General features: G+C 43.9%; 24 protein-coding genes. 9 read left to right on the forward strand and 15 right to left on the reverse strand.

The features are described 5' to 3' along the window. Positions 1-98: 98 nt before the first annotated feature. The 7 genes from flgH to ACGEDC_RS09885 all read right to left on the reverse strand — a co-directional run bounded on the left by flgH (position 99) and on the right by ACGEDC_RS09885 (position 5,104). Positions 99-761, reverse strand: a complete 663-nt coding sequence (gene flgH, locus ACGEDC_RS09855) for a flagellar basal body L-ring protein FlgH (RefSeq protein ID WP_055025315.1) — start codon at positions 759-761, stop codon at positions 99-101. Positions 762-859: 98 nt separating this feature from the next. Then, on the reverse strand, positions 860-1,645 hold the full coding sequence (gene flgG / locus ACGEDC_RS09860) for a flagellar basal-body rod protein FlgG (RefSeq protein ID WP_055025314.1): 786 nt from the start codon (positions 1,643-1,645) through the stop codon (positions 860-862). A 40-nt stretch (positions 1,646-1,685) separates the two neighbouring features. Beyond that, positions 1,686-2,420 (reverse strand): flagellar basal body rod protein FlgF, encoded by a 735-nt coding sequence (locus tag ACGEDC_RS09865; RefSeq protein ID WP_394497947.1) that lies wholly within the window; start codon positions 2,418-2,420, stop codon positions 1,686-1,688. Between the two features lie 9 nt (positions 2,421-2,429). Beyond that, positions 2,430-3,635, reverse strand: coding sequence for a flagellar hook protein FlgE (gene flgE, locus ACGEDC_RS09870; protein ID WP_080914660.1), 1,206 nt, complete (start codon positions 3,633-3,635; stop codon positions 2,430-2,432). Between the two features lie 22 nt (positions 3,636-3,657). Continuing rightward, a complete protein-coding gene (locus tag ACGEDC_RS09875) occupies positions 3,658-4,326 on the reverse strand; it encodes a flagellar hook capping FlgD N-terminal domain-containing protein (protein ID WP_394497949.1) in 669 nt (222 codons plus the stop codon). Further along, a complete protein-coding gene (gene flgC / locus ACGEDC_RS09880; protein WP_394497951.1) occupies positions 4,326-4,745 on the reverse strand; it encodes a flagellar basal body rod protein FlgC in 420 nt (139 codons plus the stop codon). The genes ACGEDC_RS09875 and flgC overlap by 1 nt, the downstream gene beginning before the upstream one ends. Positions 4,746-4,753: 8 nt before the next feature. Next, positions 4,754-5,104 (reverse strand): flagellar basal body rod protein FlgB, encoded by a 351-nt coding sequence (locus ACGEDC_RS09885; protein ID WP_055025309.1) that lies wholly within the window; start codon positions 5,102-5,104, stop codon positions 4,754-4,756. Positions 5,105-5,259: 155 nt separating this feature from the next. On the opposite strand from ACGEDC_RS09885, the gene flgA reads away from it, so the two are divergent. The 4 genes from flgA (at position 5,260) to flgN (ending at position 6,916) form a co-directional block, all read left to right on the forward strand. Next, positions 5,260-5,937, forward strand: a complete 678-nt coding sequence (gene flgA / locus ACGEDC_RS09890; RefSeq protein WP_225442148.1) for a flagellar basal body P-ring formation chaperone FlgA — start codon at positions 5,260-5,262, stop codon at positions 5,935-5,937. 214 nt (positions 5,938-6,151) lie between these two features. Continuing rightward, complete coding sequence (locus ACGEDC_RS09895; RefSeq protein WP_394497954.1) at positions 6,152-6,322, forward strand: hypothetical protein; 171 nt, start codon at positions 6,152-6,154, stop codon at positions 6,320-6,322. Positions 6,323-6,327: 5 nt separating this feature from the next. Further along, entirely contained in the window at positions 6,328-6,441 is a 114-nt protein-coding gene (gene flgM, locus ACGEDC_RS09900; RefSeq protein WP_394497956.1) for a flagellar biosynthesis anti-sigma factor FlgM, read from the forward strand. Positions 6,442-6,445: 4 nt separating this feature from the next. Beyond that, positions 6,446-6,916 carry a flagellar export chaperone FlgN gene (gene flgN, locus ACGEDC_RS09905; RefSeq protein WP_394497958.1) on the forward strand — a complete coding sequence of 157 codons (471 nt, stop codon included), beginning with the start codon at positions 6,446-6,448 and terminating at the stop codon, positions 6,914-6,916. 1,099 nt (positions 6,917-8,015) lie between these two features. Here flgN and ACGEDC_RS09910 read toward each other — a convergent pair. The 8 genes from ACGEDC_RS09910 to ACGEDC_RS09945 form a co-directional block, all read right to left on the reverse strand. After that, the gene (locus tag ACGEDC_RS09910; protein WP_055025293.1) at positions 8,016-8,429 is read right to left on the reverse strand and encodes a flagellar FliJ family protein; all 414 of its coding nucleotides are present in this window, start codon (positions 8,427-8,429) and stop codon (positions 8,016-8,018) included. Between the two features lie 51 nt (positions 8,430-8,480). After that, a complete protein-coding gene (locus ACGEDC_RS09915; protein WP_394497961.1) occupies positions 8,481-9,836 on the reverse strand; it encodes a FliI/YscN family ATPase in 1,356 nt (451 codons plus the stop codon). Next, the gene (gene fliH / locus ACGEDC_RS09920) at positions 9,826-10,656 is read right to left on the reverse strand and encodes a flagellar assembly protein FliH (RefSeq protein WP_394497963.1); all 831 of its coding nucleotides are present in this window, start codon (positions 10,654-10,656) and stop codon (positions 9,826-9,828) included. The genes ACGEDC_RS09915 and fliH overlap by 11 nt, the downstream gene beginning before the upstream one ends. Next, complete coding sequence (locus ACGEDC_RS09925) at positions 10,656-11,666, reverse strand: flagellar motor switch protein FliG (RefSeq protein ID WP_055025292.1); 1,011 nt, start codon at positions 11,664-11,666, stop codon at positions 10,656-10,658. The genes fliH and ACGEDC_RS09925 overlap by 1 nt, the downstream gene beginning before the upstream one ends. 18 nt (positions 11,667-11,684) lie before the next feature. After that, positions 11,685-13,394: a flagellar basal-body MS-ring/collar protein FliF gene (fliF, locus tag ACGEDC_RS09930; protein WP_394497965.1), complete on the reverse strand. Its 1,710-nt coding sequence runs from the start codon at positions 13,392-13,394 to the stop codon at positions 11,685-11,687. 78 nt (positions 13,395-13,472) lie between these two features. Beyond that, complete coding sequence (gene fliE / locus ACGEDC_RS09935) at positions 13,473-13,826, reverse strand: flagellar hook-basal body complex protein FliE (protein ID WP_055025290.1); 354 nt, start codon at positions 13,824-13,826, stop codon at positions 13,473-13,475. Positions 13,827-13,856: 30 nt separating this feature from the next. Continuing rightward, entirely contained in the window at positions 13,857-15,152 is a 1,296-nt protein-coding gene (locus tag ACGEDC_RS09940) for a sigma-54 interaction domain-containing protein (RefSeq protein WP_082420021.1), read from the reverse strand. Beyond that, complete coding sequence (locus ACGEDC_RS09945; RefSeq protein ID WP_394497966.1) at positions 15,149-16,045, reverse strand: OmpA family protein; 897 nt, start codon at positions 16,043-16,045, stop codon at positions 15,149-15,151. Before ACGEDC_RS09945 ends, ACGEDC_RS09940 begins: the two co-directional genes overlap by 4 nt. A 617-nt stretch (positions 16,046-16,662) precedes the next feature. Here ACGEDC_RS09945 and ACGEDC_RS09950 point away from each other — a divergent pair. The 5 genes from ACGEDC_RS09950 (at position 16,663) to fliR (ending at position 19,832) form a co-directional block, all read left to right on the forward strand. Further along, on the forward strand, positions 16,663-17,544 hold the full coding sequence (locus ACGEDC_RS09950) for a flagellar motor switch protein FliM (protein WP_065110133.1): 882 nt from the start codon (positions 16,663-16,665) through the stop codon (positions 17,542-17,544). Further along, the gene (fliN, locus tag ACGEDC_RS09955; protein WP_055025287.1) at positions 17,537-17,899 is read left to right on the forward strand and encodes a flagellar motor switch protein FliN; all 363 of its coding nucleotides are present in this window, start codon (positions 17,537-17,539) and stop codon (positions 17,897-17,899) included. Before ACGEDC_RS09950 ends, fliN begins: the two co-directional genes overlap by 8 nt. Position 17,900: 1 nt before the next feature. After that, on the forward strand, positions 17,901-18,629 hold the full coding sequence (gene fliP / locus ACGEDC_RS09960) for a flagellar type III secretion system pore protein FliP (protein ID WP_055025286.1): 729 nt from the start codon (positions 17,901-17,903) through the stop codon (positions 18,627-18,629). A gap of 95 nt (positions 18,630-18,724) precedes the next feature. Continuing rightward, positions 18,725-18,994: a flagellar biosynthetic protein FliQ gene (locus tag ACGEDC_RS09965; protein WP_055025285.1), complete on the forward strand. Its 270-nt coding sequence runs from the start codon at positions 18,725-18,727 to the stop codon at positions 18,992-18,994. A 64-nt stretch (positions 18,995-19,058) separates the two neighbouring features. After that, positions 19,059-19,832 (forward strand): flagellar biosynthetic protein FliR, encoded by a 774-nt coding sequence (gene fliR, locus ACGEDC_RS09970; protein ID WP_055025284.1) that lies wholly within the window; start codon positions 19,059-19,061, stop codon positions 19,830-19,832. Position 19,833: the final 1 nt, after the last annotated feature.

Below are 19,833 nucleotides of genomic sequence, written 5' to 3' on the forward strand. Positions count from 1 at the left end.
ATGCGATAGCTTGTTTCATTTAACGCTCCATGCCTGCACGAATTGGCAGGCACTAACAAAAGTAAACTGGATGAGATGACGCTGTGCAAGTCGTGTCATTACAGCGGAAACCAAGGGCTATTAAAGTATCGAGACGCCCAACCCATTTGGTTACTGTCTGAAATTGCACCCTGACCGCCATAGATAATTCTGGCATCAGCAATACGTTGAGATGAAATAGTATTGTCGTTGCCTATGTCATCGGTGCGGATCAGTCCGAGTAATCTAAGGTACTCATCACCTTGGTTCAGCCTGAGCCATTTCTCGCCTCGAATGAGCAAGGCGCCGTTAGGTAACACTTTGGCGACCGTGACAGTAATGGAACCGGTTAATTGGTTTTGTTGAGTGCTTGAACCTGTGCCGTTAAATGAACGTCCTGTATCTGCGCCACCGCTGCCAGCAAAACTGCTGTTGCCTGACGAGCCTTGTGCGCCAATAGACATCGAGCTTTCTTTATTGGTTTTGGTATCAGCTTTTTTGCTCGAATAAGTTTTTTCATCCAGTGACACAGTGAGGATATCGCCTTCACGAAATGCCCGTTTATCTTTAAAAAGTGTCAACATATAACCTTGACGATAAACACTACCATTACTGGCTTCTGGCAAGCTGTAATCAATTTCTGGGGGAGCCCACTCTGGCTTACCCGGTGCCGTTTCTGGCTCAGGAAGGTGAGATGCACAACCCGATAGCAGTAGTACTATCGCAATCCAGCTATGTCGCATAATATTCCTTGTCGAGACGAAGTTAACCTGACCATGAGTCAAAGTATTACAAAGGCATTGAGCAAGGTAATGCCTTGCTCAATACCTGTCGTGAGTGTTTACAGTGCTTGGTTTAAGAATTTGAGCATGTCATCTGATGAGGACACGACTTTGGCATTCATTTCATAAGCACGTTGAGTCGAGATCATTTCAACCATCTCTTCAACAACATTAACGTTGGCACCTTCAAGAGAACCTTGGCGAATTTGGCCAATAGCTTGATCGCCTGCAACCCCTTCAATCGCAGCACCTGATGCGCCTGTTTCACGGTATAAGTTGTCTCCGCGAGCCTCTAAACCAGCAGGGTTGGTGAAATTAACTAAGGTGATTTGGCCTAATTCTTGTGCTTCGGCTTGGCCCGCCATTTGTGCAGACACTTGGCCGTCTGATGCAATCGTTACGGTTAACGCATCTTCCGGAATTTCGATATTGGGTACTAAAGGTAAGCCTTGTGATGTCACCATTAAGCCGTCGCTACTACGGAAAAATTGGCCATCACGGGTATAACCTAAGTCACCATTTGCTTCTTCGATTTGGAAGAAACCTTGGCCTTGAATCGCCATGTCTAGCTGCTGACCTGTAGTGAGAATATCGCCTGTGGTAAATACTTTTTGGGTACCAGCGACACGGGTACCTGTACCTAGTTGTAATCCAGAAGGTAATTCATTTTGCTCATCAACTTGGCCGCCAGGCTGGCGTTGTACTTGATAAAACAAATCGTTAAATGCCACACGATCACGCTTAAAACCTGTGGTGTTAACGTTAGCCAAGTTGTTGGCAATGGTGGTCATTTTAGTATCTTGAGCACTAAGGCCCGTTTTACTTACCCATAATGCAGATTGCATGATGTGATTCCTTTTATTTTATTCTGTCGTGCGTGCTTTGTTATGCATCACGCATTAAACGATTGCCTGATTCAGCCAGTTTCTCGGCGCTTTGCATCAGTTTCACTTGCACTTCAAATTGGCGGCTTAAGTCCATTGACGCTATGAGTTCGCTTACCGCTTTAACATTACTGGCCTCAAGAAAGCCGCTACGCACTAGCACTTCATCGTCTGCGGCTAATGGCATTCCATCGTTACTGTAAAACAGTCCATCTTGGCCTTTTCGAATTTGCTGTAAGTCTGGGTTAACCAGTTTGAGCTGACCGACTTCTTCGGTAATGTTGCCTGTGTCGGCAATGATACTGATGCGACCATCATCACCAATGAATAGCTCTCGGTATTCGGGTAGCACGATTGGACCATCAACGCCTGCGATAGGGCGACCATCTATGGTTAATTGCCCCGCAGCATCAGGCACGACGACACCAGAGCGTGTATAAGCCTCTCCATTAGGTGTCATCACACTAAATAGACCGCCATCATTGATGGCTAAATCTAATGTTCTGCCTGTTGGGTTGAGCACACCTGCCTGTTGGCTAAAGCCGCTACTTTCAGTTTGCGCTAAGACTCGAGTGTGTAAGCTATTACCTGTGGGGGTGACCACTTTGGCATTCACACGCTCAAGATCTGCCTTAAAGCCAGTGGTATCAGCATTTGCCAGGTTGTTGGCTCTGATAGCTTGGGCTTCCATGACTCTGGTCGCGCCTGTTGCAGCGGTATACAGCATCTTATCCATGGTTCAGCCTTAAATAACGTTTAGTAATGCTTGCTGCATAGTCGAGTTGGCATCTAACACTTTGGCATTTGACTGGTAGTTTCGCTGGGCGGTCATTAAGTTAACCATTTCAGCGGTGTTATCGACATTTGAGCTTTCTAGGTAACCTGCATTAATTGACCCTAAGGTGCCTGTTGTTGGCGTGCCAATCATTGGTTGGCCCGCTGAGTTAGTGGCAACCCACGCATTTTGACCTACAGGGTTTAAACCATTTGGGTTGTTGAAATCGGCTAACACCACTTGCCCTTGAAGTTGCTCTTCACCATTAGTGTAAGTGCCGTACAAGTTACCGCCATCGTCAAGGCGAATACCGTTAAGCTCACCTGATGTGTAACCGTTTTGGCTTAGGCTTGAGTTGTTATAGTCAGAAGCGTATTGGGTGCTTTTATCAAAGCTGAGTGCCAATACCATTGCGGCTGCACCGCCAGTAATATCTCGTGGGATGTCTAATTCAAAATCAGCGCCAGCAGTCAGCAAACCGTTTTCATCAAATGACAGTTGATGACCCGCAGCTGGCGTAATATCTTCATCGCCCATCACATAGTGAACTGACCACTCATTGTCATCCGTTTTAACAAAGTATTGCGTTAGTGCGTGCTCATTACCTTGTGAATCATAGGTCGTCACAGTACTTGAAGAGTGATACGTCGATGCATCATCTTTATCAAACGGAGTGTCAGTTTGGTCGATTGCATCGACTCGAGAGTCGAGGTTAGACACTAAGCTAATGGTACTGGTTGCTGAAGCAGGTAATGAGCCTGCTTGTATTTGTAAGTCTGTGACATTCCCGTTTTGTAATTGCCCGCCAGGTCCGACACTGTAACCTTGTAAACGGTTACCCGCTGGATCGGTTACATAGCCATTGGCATCTTGATTGAACATACCTGCACGTGAGTACATGGTGCTGCCATCTTGACCGCTAAGAACAAAGAATCCATCACCTTGAATTCCCATATCAAGTTGACGACCTGTGTACGCAAGGCTGCCTGCCATCGAGAAGTTTTGGCTAGTCGACATGGTATTTACACCGCCAGGTTGGCCACCATTGTAAACGGCTGCAAATTCGCTACGGCCACTACGGAAACCAACAGTAGAACCGTTAGCAATGTTGTTACTGATGGTGTTTAAGTCTTGTGTTGTTGCTTGTAAACCACTTAATGCGATATTGAACGACATGGTGTAATCCTATTAATTTTTGTTATGAGACTTCAGAGATTTCGAGAACAGAAACGGTGCCAAGCCCGTTACCTAATTCGGCCATCATGACGCCGGAGGCACTGACAAAATGAACTTTTTCAATGGTTGCAGCGATGAAGGTATCTGCGGTTTCTGTAACATCATCAGCAGTGATATTGGCTTCGATACTGTATTCGCCAGCAGGCAAATCTAGGGCTTCTGGATCAATGGTAAAGGCCACATCACCAGGCTCTTGAGAACCTAACTCTAAGGTATGTACCACATCACCATTTTCGTCGATGATATCGATACTGAGTTCTTCAACCGCATTACCTAGATAGACTTTGCCATCAACAGGTAAGCAGTCTATTTCAAGCTCTGATGCTGGCACCATGGCCGTTTTGCCCACAAGTTGCGCTGATTGCACAATGGCTAAATTTTCCATCATCACCATGCTGGTGGCTTGATTTGCGCGCATGTGCTCAAGACTTTCTACTTGTGAGAACTGTGCCAGTTGAGTGACGTACTCAGTGCCATCAATAGGGTTGGTAGGATCTTGATTTTGAATTTGCGCAATCATCAGGGTTAGAAATTCATTGCGGATAGATGAAGCATCATTGCCTGGTGAATTCATGACTTCTGTGGCAGTTGCAGCAGGGTCATTACTGGTTGTACTTGGGGTAACATTCATTATTTGTTTCCTAGCTGCAAGAGCCCTTGTTGCATAGAACGAGCACGGTTCATCACTTCTACATTGGTTTCAAATGAACGACTTGCTGCCATCATGTCAGCCATTTCTTCAACTGTGTTGACGTTTGAATAGGCGACATAACCGAGTTCGTCAGCAAAGGGATGATCAGGCTCGTATCGCATATCTAACGGAGCATCGGTTTCGACAATGGCGGCGATTTCAACTTGTGCACCAGTGGCTTTGCCTTCTTGGGTTTGGTTGTAGATCGTTGAGAAAACCGGCTTTAATGCACGATATGCATCATCAGGGTTTTCTGCCGCAGCACCTGAGTTAGCCAAGTTACTGGCCACGGTGTTTAAACGAATGGTTTGTGCGTGCATACCTGCACCCGCAATTTGGTATATTTCTCCAAATGACATATCAGTTCCTATTGTCCTTCGATAGCCGAGCGTAAGCCGGAAATTTTCATGTTCAAGAAGGTGAGACTCGTTTGATAATCCATGGCATTTTGCGAATACCTCGCCTGTTCTTTACCCAGCTCAACGGTATTGTGATCCGCAGAGCTTTGGTAAGGCACACGGTAGGCTGTTTGGTAGTCTCGACCGACATCCATTCCCGCATTGATTTGCGTCATGACAGCTTTGAAATCTAAATCCTTCGCTTTATAACCAGGAGTTTCAGCATTGGCTAAGTTACCCGCCAACATCTTGCTTCGCTCGACTCGAAAATCTAATGTTTGTGCGTGAATGCCTAAGGCGGTGTCGAGGTTGATAGCCATTAAAACTCCTAGTATGGTATGGACGATTTCAATATTTGCCTTGTCTATCCAATTAGTGTGCCAAAAGTTTAAAGCGAGTTTTATCAATGGTTTGTGACTATTTTAAAGATAAGATCGGAACGCTAGTTTCCTGTGTGACACTGGCGGCATCCTGTTTGCTTCCGCTGACAATACATGCGCAAGATCACAGCAATGCCACAGGGCAACTAAAGCAGTCTTTTACGCAAATGGTAGAAAAGGAACTAGCCAACTGGCAGCGACAAGCAGGGCTTGATGCCATCAAACACACGATTGATGTGCATTTACCTTCAGGGGCTGCTAACTTGCAGCAATGCCCAAACGCGCTGGTGATTAGCAGCGGTGCTAGATTGCCTTTTGGTAATGTTCAACGTCGAGTGACATGTGAATCATTAGGGTGGAGTTTATTTATTCGTGCTCGTGTTGATGTCACTGCCAATGTCCCTGTGGCAAATAGACCATTGGCAAGAGGCGAGCATATTTCTGCCAGTGATATTGAGCTGCAATGGCTTAAATTGACTCCAGCAGACCGAGATCTTATTACTCAAAAATCGCAATTAATCGGTCATCAAGTCAGCCACAAACTGCGTCGGTTCAGAGCGATTAAAACCAGCCAAGTAACTAATCCTCAATGGATTAATATTGGTGACCGGGTGATTATAGAAGCTAAAATGAATGGCTTTTATGCCAATATGCCAGGAGAAGCATTGGAGTCTGGCGGAGAAGGATCCACCATTCGAGTCCGCAATTTAAGTTCTGGTAAAATTATTCATGTTTACCCCACTGCGAAAGGCAGAGTGAAGACCTTATTTTAAGCAGGTCAAATAGACCCACTGACCTGCGAACTTTTCAGTCTTAGCTATCAAATTTCATGTTCAGTATTACAGCTCAAAGCTTGTCAACGTCCATAGGCTAAATTGCGCATCAATCCGCTTAAGTTATCAGGCTGATTTTATGATGATGATATTTTAGTTTTCTTGTTTATTAGCCGCCTTTAATAGATATCGACGACATATATGGTGAACCATTATGGATATCAACAAAATTTCTAGCGCAGTCACCGCTGACATGGGCACAACGAAAAGCAAATCCAATACCTCGCAACAGCATGAAGTTGCCGAGCTTAAAACACGGAAAATGCCTGTGCAAAGTACCGTGAGTGATGATTGGAAACTGATTGAAAAAACCAGCCTAACCTAGCCAGTATGGACGACTTTGACGCCGCAAAAGTGGCTGAATTACGTCAAGCATTGCAAAACGGCACATTCAGTTTAGATGTGAAAAAAATAGCAGAGGCGATGAAGCAAAATCATGGGTAATCAAGTGGAACAATCACATCAAGGTTCGGCTGCACCAGTATCTAAGCGGGAGCAAGTGCAAGGGTTATTGCGTGGAATAAGAGTGGATATTGATGGCTACAAACAGCTTCATGGCTTATTAATCCGCCAACGTGAATTGATGAAACGCCGTGATAATGCTGGTTTAGGGTTGCATAATGAAGCGCAAACACAATTGTGTGAAAAGCTAATGGAGCGCGCTAAAAACCGTTCAAGAACCTTAGTTGCTTTAGGTTTTACGGGTAACAGCAAAGGTATGGAAGATCTCATCGCGAGACTGCCTCACGCCAGCCAAAAACAAGTACTGATATTGTGGCGCAACTTGGTTGATTTAGTAAAAGAAAGCCAACAGTTTAACGAAGAAAATGGCAAGTTGTTGGTCAGCCAACAAGAAGTGATTAACTCGTTATTGAACAAGCAACCAGAAAGTCAAAACGACTATGGGTATGCTAGGTAAAGCCTAACTTTTTTGCTTACAAAAAAGCTAATATTGCATTTATCAAAAATCAAAGTCGTGGCGCTTCGCCCACACCCGACGAAAGGGAAACAACAGCATTTCCCTTCTCGACATCCCTTGCCGCCCCTACGAAATTGCTCTGAAAAGCGAGCAAGCTTCATGCTTATTCGAAAATAGCTAACGCTTTAGATAGGCCATCCATGGCCAACTAAAGCTAGCCTGACGTCCTGTCAGGCTTACGCCATTTTCTTCAACGCATTTCAGCAATTTCAATGGGGATCATTGTGCCCGAAGGTTCGTTTGCAACTTAAGCATTCGCTGTAATAACAATCGCACTGCTTTTGATCTTCTTCGAATGTTCCATTTGAATTGAGGTAAGTAAGAAAATCGCGTGAGTCCAGACATGGCCTTTCTCGCACATCCATGTGCTGCAAGGCATTTAGTACATCCTGTACTTAAGATTCTGGCTAGCTTTCGAGGGGAAGGGACGCCCCATCGTAAGCGTTAGTGATTTTCACAGCTTACCGAAGCAGGCTACAGATAAAGTTAAACGATATGAAAGTCCCCATTGAAATCTTTCGCTTTTCAGAAAATTTCTTAGGGGCAGCGGGGTGTTCCAAGAGGGTATTGCTGTTGATACCCTTTTGGTCGGGTGTGGGCGAAGCGCCACGACGTTAATCCAAACGGAGTTTGGAAATATGGGAGAAATCACGAATGTTAGAATTGGGTGTGGGCGAAGCACCAGGACTTTGATCTAATCCAAACGAAGTTTGGAAATACAAAGAATCTTTCACTTTGAAAGTTAGCAATTTTTGCTTCTAAAATAAGTTCTGTGCTTTCTTGATAAGTAAGCTAGCGCAAAGCTAATCACTATAATGGGGATTGAGTAATACGTTACCTTTACTCCAACGTAAGTTAAGTTCATCACAAGGAAAAGATATAGCAAAGTTGTTCCTATGCAGGTGATTGCCGACCATTTATGAAGGTTGCCCCAAATGACACTCTTATTTATATTCAAATTAACCTCTGTGCGCTAATAAAGTAAGGGGAGGGGAAAGCTAAACGAAGTTTGGTAATAAAAAACATCATTTAAGTATGTTTACTTAAGCTGATACCGACAGGCCAAATCATCCATTTGTTTTTGTTCTTGTTTATTAATATGAGCTTGTCGTTGTTTGAGACGATCTTGATAGAACCAATTAATGCCTTGTTGGCGCCCTAACTGGCTACGCCAGATTTTATCCACTCTTTGATGTTCTTGTTCTAATAATATTTTTTGACGTGTGAGCTTCTTTTGTAGGGGCTGAATTGCGTTAATCATTTGCACGCTATTTTGCATTAATAGCGGGTTGGCGCATTGTTGTGGGTAAGCGTGATATTGGCTGACCATGCTTGATAGTTGTTGCTGCTGCTGGGCGATTTCAAGCAAACGCTGTTGGCTGGCATTCTTTTGCTGGCTGAGCTGATGCAGTTTCTTTTCTTCTTGTTGGCATAACTGTAAAAGCTGTTTCATTTTACGATCTCTACAATGCGCTTTGGTTGATGACGTACTGCTGCATCTGCCTTATTCAGTCGAAGGAGGTGCTTGGTAACCCAGACCTTCAACTAACTGCTGTAATTGGCTGATGCTATGTTGATGGTCTGCCTGACTATGGGTCGCTTGCTGTAAAAAAGCGGCCATTTGTGGGTACGCTTGCACTGCAATATCCAGCTCTTTGTCTTGCCCAGGCTGATAACCACCTAAAGGCAATAATTCTTTCACCTGTTGATATTTACTATTTAAATGCCTAAACACTTGTCCGTGAGACAAGCTGTCAGTGCTGGCAACTTGCGCTGCAAGTCGGCTTACCGAAGCGCCAATATCAATGGCAGGGTAATGGCCTTGTTCGGCCAGTTTTCTATCTAGCACTATGTGGCCGTCAAGGATGGCTCGAGCGGCATCGGCAATAGGATCTTGTTGATCATCACCTTCCGTTAATACGGTATAAAATGCAGTTAAGGTGCCTGTAGGATGTTGGCCGTTTCCTGCCATTTCGACCAAGCTAGGAAGCTGGGCAAACGCTGACGGCGGATAACCTTTGGTTGCCGGTGGTTCACCTAAGCTTAAGGCAATTTCTCGCTGCGCTTGTGCATAGCGGGTTAAAGAGTCAACTAATAGCAGAACTCGCTTTCCTTGATCTCGGTAAGCGCAAGCAATGTGATGGCACAGTCGCATGGCACGCATACGCATCAATGGGGTGGTATCTGCTGGAGCGGCGATGACAACTGAACGTTGTCGGCCTTCTTCGCCCAATGATTGCTCGATAAATTCACGCACTTCACGGCCACGTTCACCAATTAGCCCTACGATGACAATGTCAGCCTCAGTAAAGCGGGTCATCATGCCTAACAGCACACTTTTACCGACACCAGAACCAGCAAATAATCCTAAGCGTTGACCACGGCCGACGGGCAATAAAGCATTGATAGCTCGGATCCCGACATCTAAAGGTTCGGTAATTGGCTTACGCTGTAGCGGGTTAGTACTCATTTGCACCATAGGAATGGTTTGTATCTGGCTAAGAGGGCCAAGGTCATCAAGTGGCTTACCTAAGCCATTAAGTACACGGCCAAGTAAGCCTTTACCAACAGGTATTTGGCAGCGCTCAGCGATAGGGATCACTCTTGCGCCAGGCATCAGTCCTGTGGTGTGTTCAATTGGCATTAAACAGACGGTGTCTTTGTAAAACCCGACAACCTCAGCTTCGACGACTCCACCATTGCGACACTCAATATGACAGCGATCGCCTGTACCTAGTTGGCAGCCGACAGCCTCAAGCAGCAAGCCATTGACTCGAGTGAGCTTGCCATACACTTGTGCCACTGGCACAGACGGCCAGTCAATTATCTCGGCGCTTGTTTGAGCCGAACTACTGCTCACTGGCGCCTCGAGTTTCGTCTGTTGTATCTGTTGCTGCCTGATTGACACTTGTATCTGATGACAGTTGTTGCTCGATATCTGTGCGTTTTAAGTGATTCTCTACTTGATCTAAACAGGCATTGAGACGGGTTTCCATTGAGGCATCGGCATCGGATTTATCGCCCACAATACGACAACCACCCGCACTGATAGTGTTGTCAGGGATTAAAGTCCAGTCTTGCACTTTATCAGCTGCGATATCTTTCAATTGCGTGACAGCTGATGGCTCAAGATGAATTTTCACGTCAGTGGGAGCATCAGGAATCGCGGCTAGTGTTTCTTCAACTAAGGCAAGAATTTGTTGAGGCTGTAAGGTCAGTTCACATCGGATAACTTGAATTGATACTCGACGAACCAAATCTAAAATCAGCTCCTGTTGCTGCATCACCTGCTGAGTATGACCCTCTTCGAGCAAAGATTTCATTGCTGACAATGGCGTAATTAAGTTATTAAGTTGCTCATCAATAGCTTCTTTACCCTTTAATTGCCCTTCAATTCGTCCTTGATTAAATCCTGCGGCATAGCCAGATTGTTGGCCTTCTTTGTGGCCTGAAACTAAGCCAGCTTCATGACCTTTTACGACGCCTTCATCATAACCTTTATCAAAAGCTTGTTGGTAATCTTGCCATGATGGCTCTTCATGGTTTTGGGCAAGCTCGTCTGCATGTAATGGGCTAAATTGGTGACGGCGTACACGCTCGCCGCTGAGGCGAAAGCGTCTGTCAGAATGCGGTGACTTGTTCATGGCTTTACTCTTTTGATCAGTCAAAAATGGGCTCATTACTCAACAACCTGTTCTTCAAACAGCTGTAATTCTATTTGGCCTTCGTCCATCATTTGCTTAGCCAGCTCCATAATGTCTTTGCGGGCTGCTGTGGCTTGACTCAATGGGACTGTGCCTATGGCTTCAATTTGGGTTTCTATCGCTGAAGACATACGCTTTGGTAACGCTTGCAGTAAGGTTTTCTTAAGATCTGATTCAATACCTTTAAGCGCTAGCGCTAACGTATCGGCAGGCACAAGCGCCATGATTTCTTGCAAGGTTTCCGCTTTTTGACGACCTAAAATAATAAAGTCGAACATGTTGTCTGCCACTTCACCCGCCAGTTTTTTATCGTGGAGCTTAATCATCTCCATCAATTGCTCTCGGTTACCTTCAAAGCGATTGAGAATGTCGGCAACTTGGCGAATACCAGATACTTGAGTATGACTTTTTTCCATTGCTATGAGCATGCATCGTTCTACGAGGTGGCGCAGTTCTTCAACGACACCGCGCTCAAGCTCTCCTAATTGAGCGATACGAACCAGTAATTCGTCTTGGCCTGCTTCTGGTAAACCTGATAATACTTGGGCTGCACTTTCTGGTGGCAATAAACCTAAAAGTACCGCTTGAAGTTGGCTATGTTCATTGGTGATTTCACGGGCAAGTAACTTAGGGTCGACCCACTCAAGACGTTTAACCAAGGTTTTGATTTCGTCACCATAGATGTTGTCTATCAAGCTTTTTGCTACACGATCCCCTAGGGCTAAATCGAGGGTTTTTTGCAGGTATGAGCGTGAGGCGCGGGCAATACCTGATTGTTCTTGGTAGCGCTTAAAAAAGCGTCCTATGACAAAGTCGGCTTCATTTTGAGTAATGCTCGATAGGCGAGCCATTTTATGGCTCAAATGCTGCACATCATTACGGTCTAAATGAGCCATCACTTGCGCTGCGCCTTTCTCGCCCATGCTCAATAGGATCATGGCAGCTTGGTCGAGATTATCTAAGTTAATATCAAGTTCATTCATCATTAGTCTTTTCCTATCTCGCTATGAGTGTTGTTTAGCATCTTTGTCGCTGATCCAGTGGGCAATGACTTCTGCTACACGAGCGGGCTCTTTTTCAGCGAGAACACTGAGGTGCTCCATTTTCACTTTTAGCGGAGAACTGGTTTCTGGTAGTCCAATATTCATTAGGTCATCATCAGCTTGAGGCTGACCAAGTCCCATTAGCTCATCTGCAAGAGACTGTGCATCACTATTGCTACTGTCTAATTTTGCAGGGCTAGGCTCTTGATATTGATAATTATCCTGCTCTTCAACTTCCTTCATCGCACTTAAGTCAACGGTTTTAGTTAAGTGGCGAACTAACGGACGTAAGACAAAGAAAATCAGTCCAATACCGAGTAGTAACCCAATAAAGTAACGCAGGTATGACTCGTAACCTTCTGTTTGCCACCATGGCATAGGCTGGAATTCAGCTACTTTCACTGGCGCAAAATCAAAACTATTGATACTAAATTGATCGCCACGCGCAGCGGTAAAACCAATGGCGTCTTGTACCATGTTGCTCATTGATTCAAGTTGCGCTTCAGTCCAACCGTTTTCGCCTGCAGCTTGATTATTTAACAACACAGAAATTGACAGGTTCTCTAATTGCATTTGTTGGTAGCGGGTATGTTTAACCGAACGTCCCACATCAAAATTACGTTGAGTTTGCTGAGTGACATTGCGGCGTTGATTGGTTTCAGCACCTTCTGCAGCTGGAGGCTGGTTACTGAGCGCACCGGGTATTCCCATGGCCAAGTCACCATTGACTTCATTTGAGCTTTGCTGTTCGTTGCGCATAACAGATTGAGGGTCGAGTGACTCATTCGTTTCTTCGACTTGATTAAAATTAACTTGCGCAGCGACCTGAACTTGGAAATTTTCTTGCCCAAGGATTGGCATTAACATACTTGAAGCACGGTTGATGAGGCTTTGCTCTAGCTCGTGGGTGTACTTGAGCTGGCGATCTCGTGCTTGGGTAATGTCATTATTGAGGGTTAACGCTGAGCTTAAGTGATTACCTTGTTGGTCGACAACTTGTACTTGCTCTGCAGTCATTCCTGTGACACTGCCTGCAACCAGATTGACAATCGATTCAACCTGTTCAGATTGAATGTTGCTACCTGCATAAAGATCAAGCATGACCGATGCCGAAGGTAATTCAGGTTGCTGCCTAATAAATAGGGTTTTTTTAGGAATAGCTAAATGCACTCTGGCTGTACGAACAGCACGTAGCGCCATAATGGTACGAGAGAGTTCACCTTCAAGACTGTAGCGATATTTAGCTTGTTCCATAAATTGGCTAGTACCAATCCCTGAACTATCTAGTGACTCCATTCCCATCGGCATTTGTGCTTTCACGCCACGGGCTGCCAAAATCATTCGCGCTTTGCCGAGTCTGTCTTCAGGCACTAAAACCAACCCAGAATTAGTATCAAGACGATAGCTTATTCCTTCAGTTTCAAGAACTTCAATAATTTGCGCCGTTTCGACTTTTTCCTGGCTGCCGTATAAAGGTCGGTAGCCTTGGCTTGCGGTCCATAACATCAGCACGATGACGCAGGCCACGACGATGGCGAAAACCGCAAGCACGACAACTTGTTTATCGCCTTGATTGAAACTGGTCCATTTCTCTTTTATCGTCGTAAAAGGCGATTTTTTCTCTCCAACCTCGGTAACGGGTTGGCTAGTTTGAGTAAGAGTTGTAGGCATTGTGTCTAATTTCCTTGCACTAAGGCGGTTTAGGCTATTGAAACTTATCGTTAATGAGCTGATTTATATCAATATTGATTAAATCGGCATTTTCATTACGTCATCGAACGCTTGTACCAAACGGTTTCGAATTTGAATCATAGTGGCGAATGACAAACTGGCTTTTTGTGAGGCCACCATGGCACCAACTAAATCATCACTTTCGCCACTATCGACAGCACGCATAAGTGCTGATGAGGTGTTTTGGTCGGTGTTAACTGCAGCAACCTTTTGCTCCATCAATTCAGTGAATGAAGGGTGTTGAGTGCCAAAGTCTCTCGGATTTGGACCGACTTTGATGGCGCCTTTGGCCATTTCTGAATGGACATTCATTTGGTCCATTAATGTTTGAACATTGGTCATTGGTGCACTGACCATGGTTGCATTAGCCATTGGTTTTCCTATCTATTTGCTAGAGGGTAATTACGCTACTTTGCCAAGAGCAAGGTCTATGTCTATCCCTTGTTCGCGCATTTGAGCAAGCTTGTAACGCAATGCACGTGTTGTCATGCCAAGAGATTCTGCGGTGAGGTTTCGCTGACCATTGAAGCGTTTCAGTGTGTCTATGATGTATTGAAACTCTGCTTGTCGTTTAGAGTCTTTCAGGCCACTTTGTTGAGGCGCTAACTGAGCTGTTTGTTCTGCTTCTATGCCTAAGTCAGCGGTCTGAATAGCTTGACCACGGCGCATGATTAATGCGCGCTGAATTGTATTTTCAAGCTCTCTTACATTGCCACTCCAGTCATGGCCGAGCAGTACACTACGGGCCTGATCACTGAAGTAACAGACTTGTTCAGAGTTATTGTTGTGGTACATGTCTAAAAAGTGCTCTGCAATAGGCATGATGTCTTCACGACGTTGTCTTAGTGGGGTAATTTTTAGCGGTAATACATCTAAGCGGTAGAATAGATCTTGCCTAAACTCACCATTCTCAACAGCTTTGCGTAAGTCTTTATTTGTAGATGCAATCACGCGAATATCGAGTGGTATCGCTTTATGGCTGCCAATTCTTTCAACTTCGCGCTCTTGTAAAACTCGCAGTAATTTAGCTTGTAAGACGAGCGGCATTTCGCCGATTTCATCTAACAGTAAAGTGCCACCATTGGCTTGTTCAAACTTACCTGATTGATCGCTGACAGCTCCAGTAAAGGCGCCTTTGACATGGCCAAATAGAATTGACTCTAAAATACTTTCAGGAATGGCCGCACAGTTGATCGAAATTAATGGGGCTTGTGAACGATTGGAGTGACGATGAATATAACGGGCTAATGGCTCTTTACCTGTACCACTTTCACCAGTCAATAATACCGTAGCATTGGTGACAGCAGCACGTTGAGCAAGCATCAATAATTGACGACTGACAGCGGATGATGCAACGATGTCTGAATCAATTTTATCTAAAGTTTTTAGACGGGTTAACAGTGCAATAAGTTGTTGATTATCAATCGGCTGCAATAGGTAATCTTGCACCCCTGACTGCATTGCAATACTAGCCAATTCGGTTTGTTCTGGATCAAGTAAGGCAATCTGATTCTTACTCGGGTACATGGCTAAACGCTGTGCCACTTGTTCAGGTTCACAATCTGATAAATTCACCAGATTCAGCCAAGGCGATGGCTGTTGATTGCCCCATAACTGAAAGCCATTGCTTAGCAATAATGCGGCAGCGGTTTCACACAGTTGGCAATCGACCAACTGGATTGAGTATTGCTGACTCATCGACTGGCCTTCTGCGTTTTGAGAGCGGTAAGGTTGTTCGTTTTAACTAATCTCACCATAACGCGACGGTTCAGCTCACGTCCTTGGGAACTATTATTACTGGCAATGGGGGTTCTCGTGCCATGATGGCGCACTTGAATCATTGTATTGGGCACGCCAAGCTCAATTAATCTTGCTTGAACTTCATAAGCGCGCTCCTTGCTTAATTGCAAGTTCACGAAGTGATCTCCTGATGCATCAGCATGCCCATCGATAAGGACTTCTGTGACATTGTCATCAGCCGCAATATAGCGAGCAATTGCGATTAAATCCTGTTCGTTCTCAGGAGATAGATGTGTCGAGTTGCTATTAAACTGCATATCCACTCTGCGTACATAGGAAAAAGGCTTAGGCAGCAGGTTTTGCTTACATAATCTGAATTCTCTTACGATGGCACGAGTAGAAACGGGTGAAGAATTCACCTTATATTTGATATTTTTACCTGGATCAATATTGACTTGCCACGTCAGTCCTTGCTCTAAGGCCTCTAAAAAAGCTGCGCTGTTTCGGCTCGTTTTAGCGGTATGACCTTGCCAGTTTAGTTCTGATTGTGCAAAAGGGGCGTTGTTCTGCTGCTGCCATGAAGAAGATTCAATTATTATTTCGCTGGCATGATCACGCAAGCTCAGCCAGTCAGCAGTTAAACTAATGAATAACTCGTCACCTGGCGTGGCAGTGAGCATAAAGTCTCCGAACCCATCCACTTGGTGGCTTATTTCACAGTGAAATATATTTCCACTGAACTCCCAAGAAGATTTTTCCATCTTGGTTTGATATTTATTCTCTATTACTCCTGCATACGATTTAAGCGGAAAAATAAATGCGATAATTGTAATCAGTATTATTTTTTTCAATTACTAACATCCTATTTTTATTTGTTATGTCTGTAACGTAATAAAGTTTTGCAGTATTAAACACTAAAAGAAAAATTATTAAAATGAAATTTTATAAAAAGTTTTAAATAGTGCAAGGTTTATTGTTTGTTCATATATATGTCATTGTCTTTCGTTATTTAAATGATGTAGTATCTTGCCGAAATACTGACTCCTCTAAGTTATACAGAAACTAGATACAGTTATTCTGTTTTTAAGTATTTGATTTTATTGAATTTAAAAAATATTTTTTGTTATTTTAAAATAAATTTAAAGTTTTTTACGATTATAGTCGCTTTGTAATAATATTTATTTTTTTTGTTTTTATATTTGGAATTTATTTATTATTTAAGTGTTGTTGGTTATTTGTTTTGATTATCTGTTTCTGTGGTCGTTGTTATATGTACTACTAGCTGATTTATTATGTTTGGTTGTCAAAATATATTTGTTTGCCAAAAAAATGTCGCCTGAATTATTTGTATATTAATAAGGTGGTCGTTTTTAGTTCAGTTGCGTGTGGGTGATAATATAATTTTGATACATATTATTACGGTTATTAATTTATGGATATTTTATAGTTAAGTGAGTTTTAAATTAAAATGAAAACCACAGCTAAAGCAAGTTTGATTAAGAAGCAGCAGCTTCCAAAAGTGAGAACCGTTGCGTTAGTTCAAGAGAAACTTGCACGCAGCCGACTAGTATTGCAACTAGAGCGTTGCCATAGAACGCTGCTCGACAATATAAATGACTTATTAGGCCCGATTATTGGCCAAGGTCATCACGCATTGTCAAAAGTATCGCTTTCAACCGATCTGAATACAGTAACACCTGACTTAAACCACGCGTGGTTTTTGATGAGTTACCGCCGAACTCCGCTGGCTTGGTGGCGAATTGATAAATGTACGTTAGATCAGTTGGCTAGCGGTTACTACGGTAGTTTCTCCAGCCCGTTACAGTCACCTTTACGGGCGCCTAGTTTGTCTGAGTTTCGTTTGGTGAAGCGTTTATTGCGTTCTGCGTTGGACGTTTTACCGATAACTGAACTCGATGACGACGGCTTAGATCTTGAATTGGTGGTGAATACCACGCCATTAGAGGTGCCTCTTGCTTGGACTCTGAGCTTTCCAGCTGAGCATGTTGGCCCGCCAATGATGTTATGCATGACTGAATTTGCTTTGGGATTGATGGCTGAACAGCCAAGTGAATATCAAGCTGCTGAAAACCTCAATAGCCAATTAAGTCAGCGTTTAAGACAAATTCCGATAAAAGCCACGTTAGAAATTGGTCATCAATTAATGCCTGTGACGTCATTAGAAGGCTTGAAAGTCGGTGATATTTTACCGATGAGTTTGCATTCTCGTTGCCCAGTGACTATCGGTCGCAGACCCCTATTTTATGCCACTGTTCATAATGATGATGGACAAATGGTCGCCAAACTTACCCAGGAAGCGTTTCACCCAGAGGACTCTACCCATGCCTGAAAATATACTTTTACAAGATGATGAATTCTTACTTGATGATGATCTGTTATTAGAAGATACCCTAGCAGAGCCACAACCTGCTCCAAAGGCTAAAACCTTAAAAGAGATGTCATTTTTTCACCAGTTACCAGTGCAAGTGACATTGGAATTAGCGAGTACAGAAATGTCTTTAGGTGAGCTAACCCAAATGGGAGAAGGCGACGTTGTTGCATTGGATCGCATGGTAGGCGAACCATTGGATATTCGTGTTAATGGTGCTTTGTTAGGTCGTGGTGAAGTGGTTGAAGTGAATGGCCGATATGGTGTGAGATTGCTTGAAGTGGAAGCGATAAGCTTAACTGGAGCAAACGACTAATATGGTTCGTGTCATCCTGCTTCTGTTATGCCTATTAGCACCCAGTGCTTATGCTAATGATGGATTAACCTTATTCACTTTAGCGGACGGCGACCAGTCGCAAACCGTGAACGTCAAGTTAGAAATCTTAGCCATGATGACCTTGCTAAGTTTTTTACCTGCGATGTTGATGATGATGACAAGCTTTACTCGAATTATCATTGTGTTAGCAATTTTGAGGCAGGCGTTGGGCTTACAACAAAGTCCACCTAATAAAGTGTTAATTGGCATTGCTTTAGTCATGTCTATTTTTATTATGCGCCCCGTTGGTGATGTGATTTATGAAGATGCATTTTTACCCTATGACAAGGGTGAAATTGAATTAACAGAATTGATTGTGAGGGCAGAAGTGCCTTTACGACAATTTATGTTGGCGCAAACTCGTGAAACAGATTTAGAGCAAATGCTAAAAATTGCTAATGAGCCAGTGACATTAACCGCAGATGAAATCCCCTTCTTTGTTTTGATGCCTGCATTTGTATTGAGCGAGCTGAAAACAGCATTTCAAATTGGATTCCTACTTTATATTCCCTTTCTAGTGATTGATTTAGTGGTTGCGAGCGTCTTGATGTCGATGGGGATGATGATGCTGTCGCCATTGATTATATCTCTACCATTTAAACTCATGGTGTTCGTGTTAGTGGATGGTTGGGCAATGACTGTGGGTACGTTAACAGGCAGCTTTGGCTAGCTAGGGTAGACGATGATACATCTAGCATGGATTTTAATGACCAGTACAAATCAGATGATTGAACAGCTGAAGCGGCCACCTGCGGGAGCAATAAGATGGATGTAAACGAGCTAACGTCATTTTTTGCTGAAGCGATATTTTTAGTGGTGATGATGGTGGGCGTATTGGTCGTGCCAGGCTTGATTGTGGGACTGATTGTCGCTGTGTTCCAAGCGGCGACCCAAGTGAATGAGCAAACATTAAGCTTTTTACCTCGCTTAGTGTTAACGCTGTTGATGGTGTTATTTGCAGGTGAGTGGTTGTTGATGAAAATCAGTGACTTGTTTGAGCGGCTATTTTTCAGTATTCCCCATGTGATTGGTTAGGCGAGTAGATGAACGCATTTAGCATGGCTGAGCGGCTGAATTTTGACTGGGTAGATAGCAACTGATGTTGTCGTTAACATCGGTACAAATCAGTGCTTTTATTGGCTCATTTTGGTGGCCATTTTGTCGGTTTATGGGGGCATTTATTGTGATGCCTTTTTTAAGCAGTAACTATATTCCGGTCAAAATACGACTGCTATTTGCCATGCTGTTGAGTGCTTTGGTGGCGCCAATTTTACCCCCAGTGCCTGCCGTTGACGCTATCTCACTAGGGGCTGCGTTATTGGCCGTTGAGCAATTGCTTGTTGGCTTTATGTTGGCATTATTTTTACTGATCATGATCAGTGTAATGACCAAGATGGGCGCGATGATGTCAATGCAAATGGGCTTGGCAATGGCCATTATGAACGACCCTGCTAACGGCAACTCTAATCCTATTCTTGGTCAATGGTTTTTACTGTATGGCACATTATTATTTTTGGCGTTAGACGGTCACTTAGTTGCTATTGGCGTTATCGTTGATAGCTTTTATTTGTGGCCAATTGGCATGGGCATATTTGAGTTGCCTTTAATGGGACTGGTTGAGCGAGTCGGCTGGTTATTTGCGGCCGCATTTATGCTGGCTTTACCTGCGATTGTCGCCATGTTGATGGTTAATTTAACTTTTGGTGTGTTGAGTAAATCTGCGCCTTCATTAAACGTGTTTGCCTTAGGTTTTCCTATGTCGATGCTAATGGGGCTGCTGTGTGTGTTCTTTTCGTTTAGCGGCCTTGCCAGTCGCTATAGTGATATTTGCCTCGATGCCTTATCTAGCATGCATCAGTTTATCGGGGGCTAGT

Origin of the sequence: Shewanella sp. ENK2 (genome assembly GCF_043568515.1) — a bacterium.
GTDB lineage: Bacteria > Pseudomonadota > Gammaproteobacteria > Enterobacterales > Shewanellaceae > Shewanella > Shewanella japonica.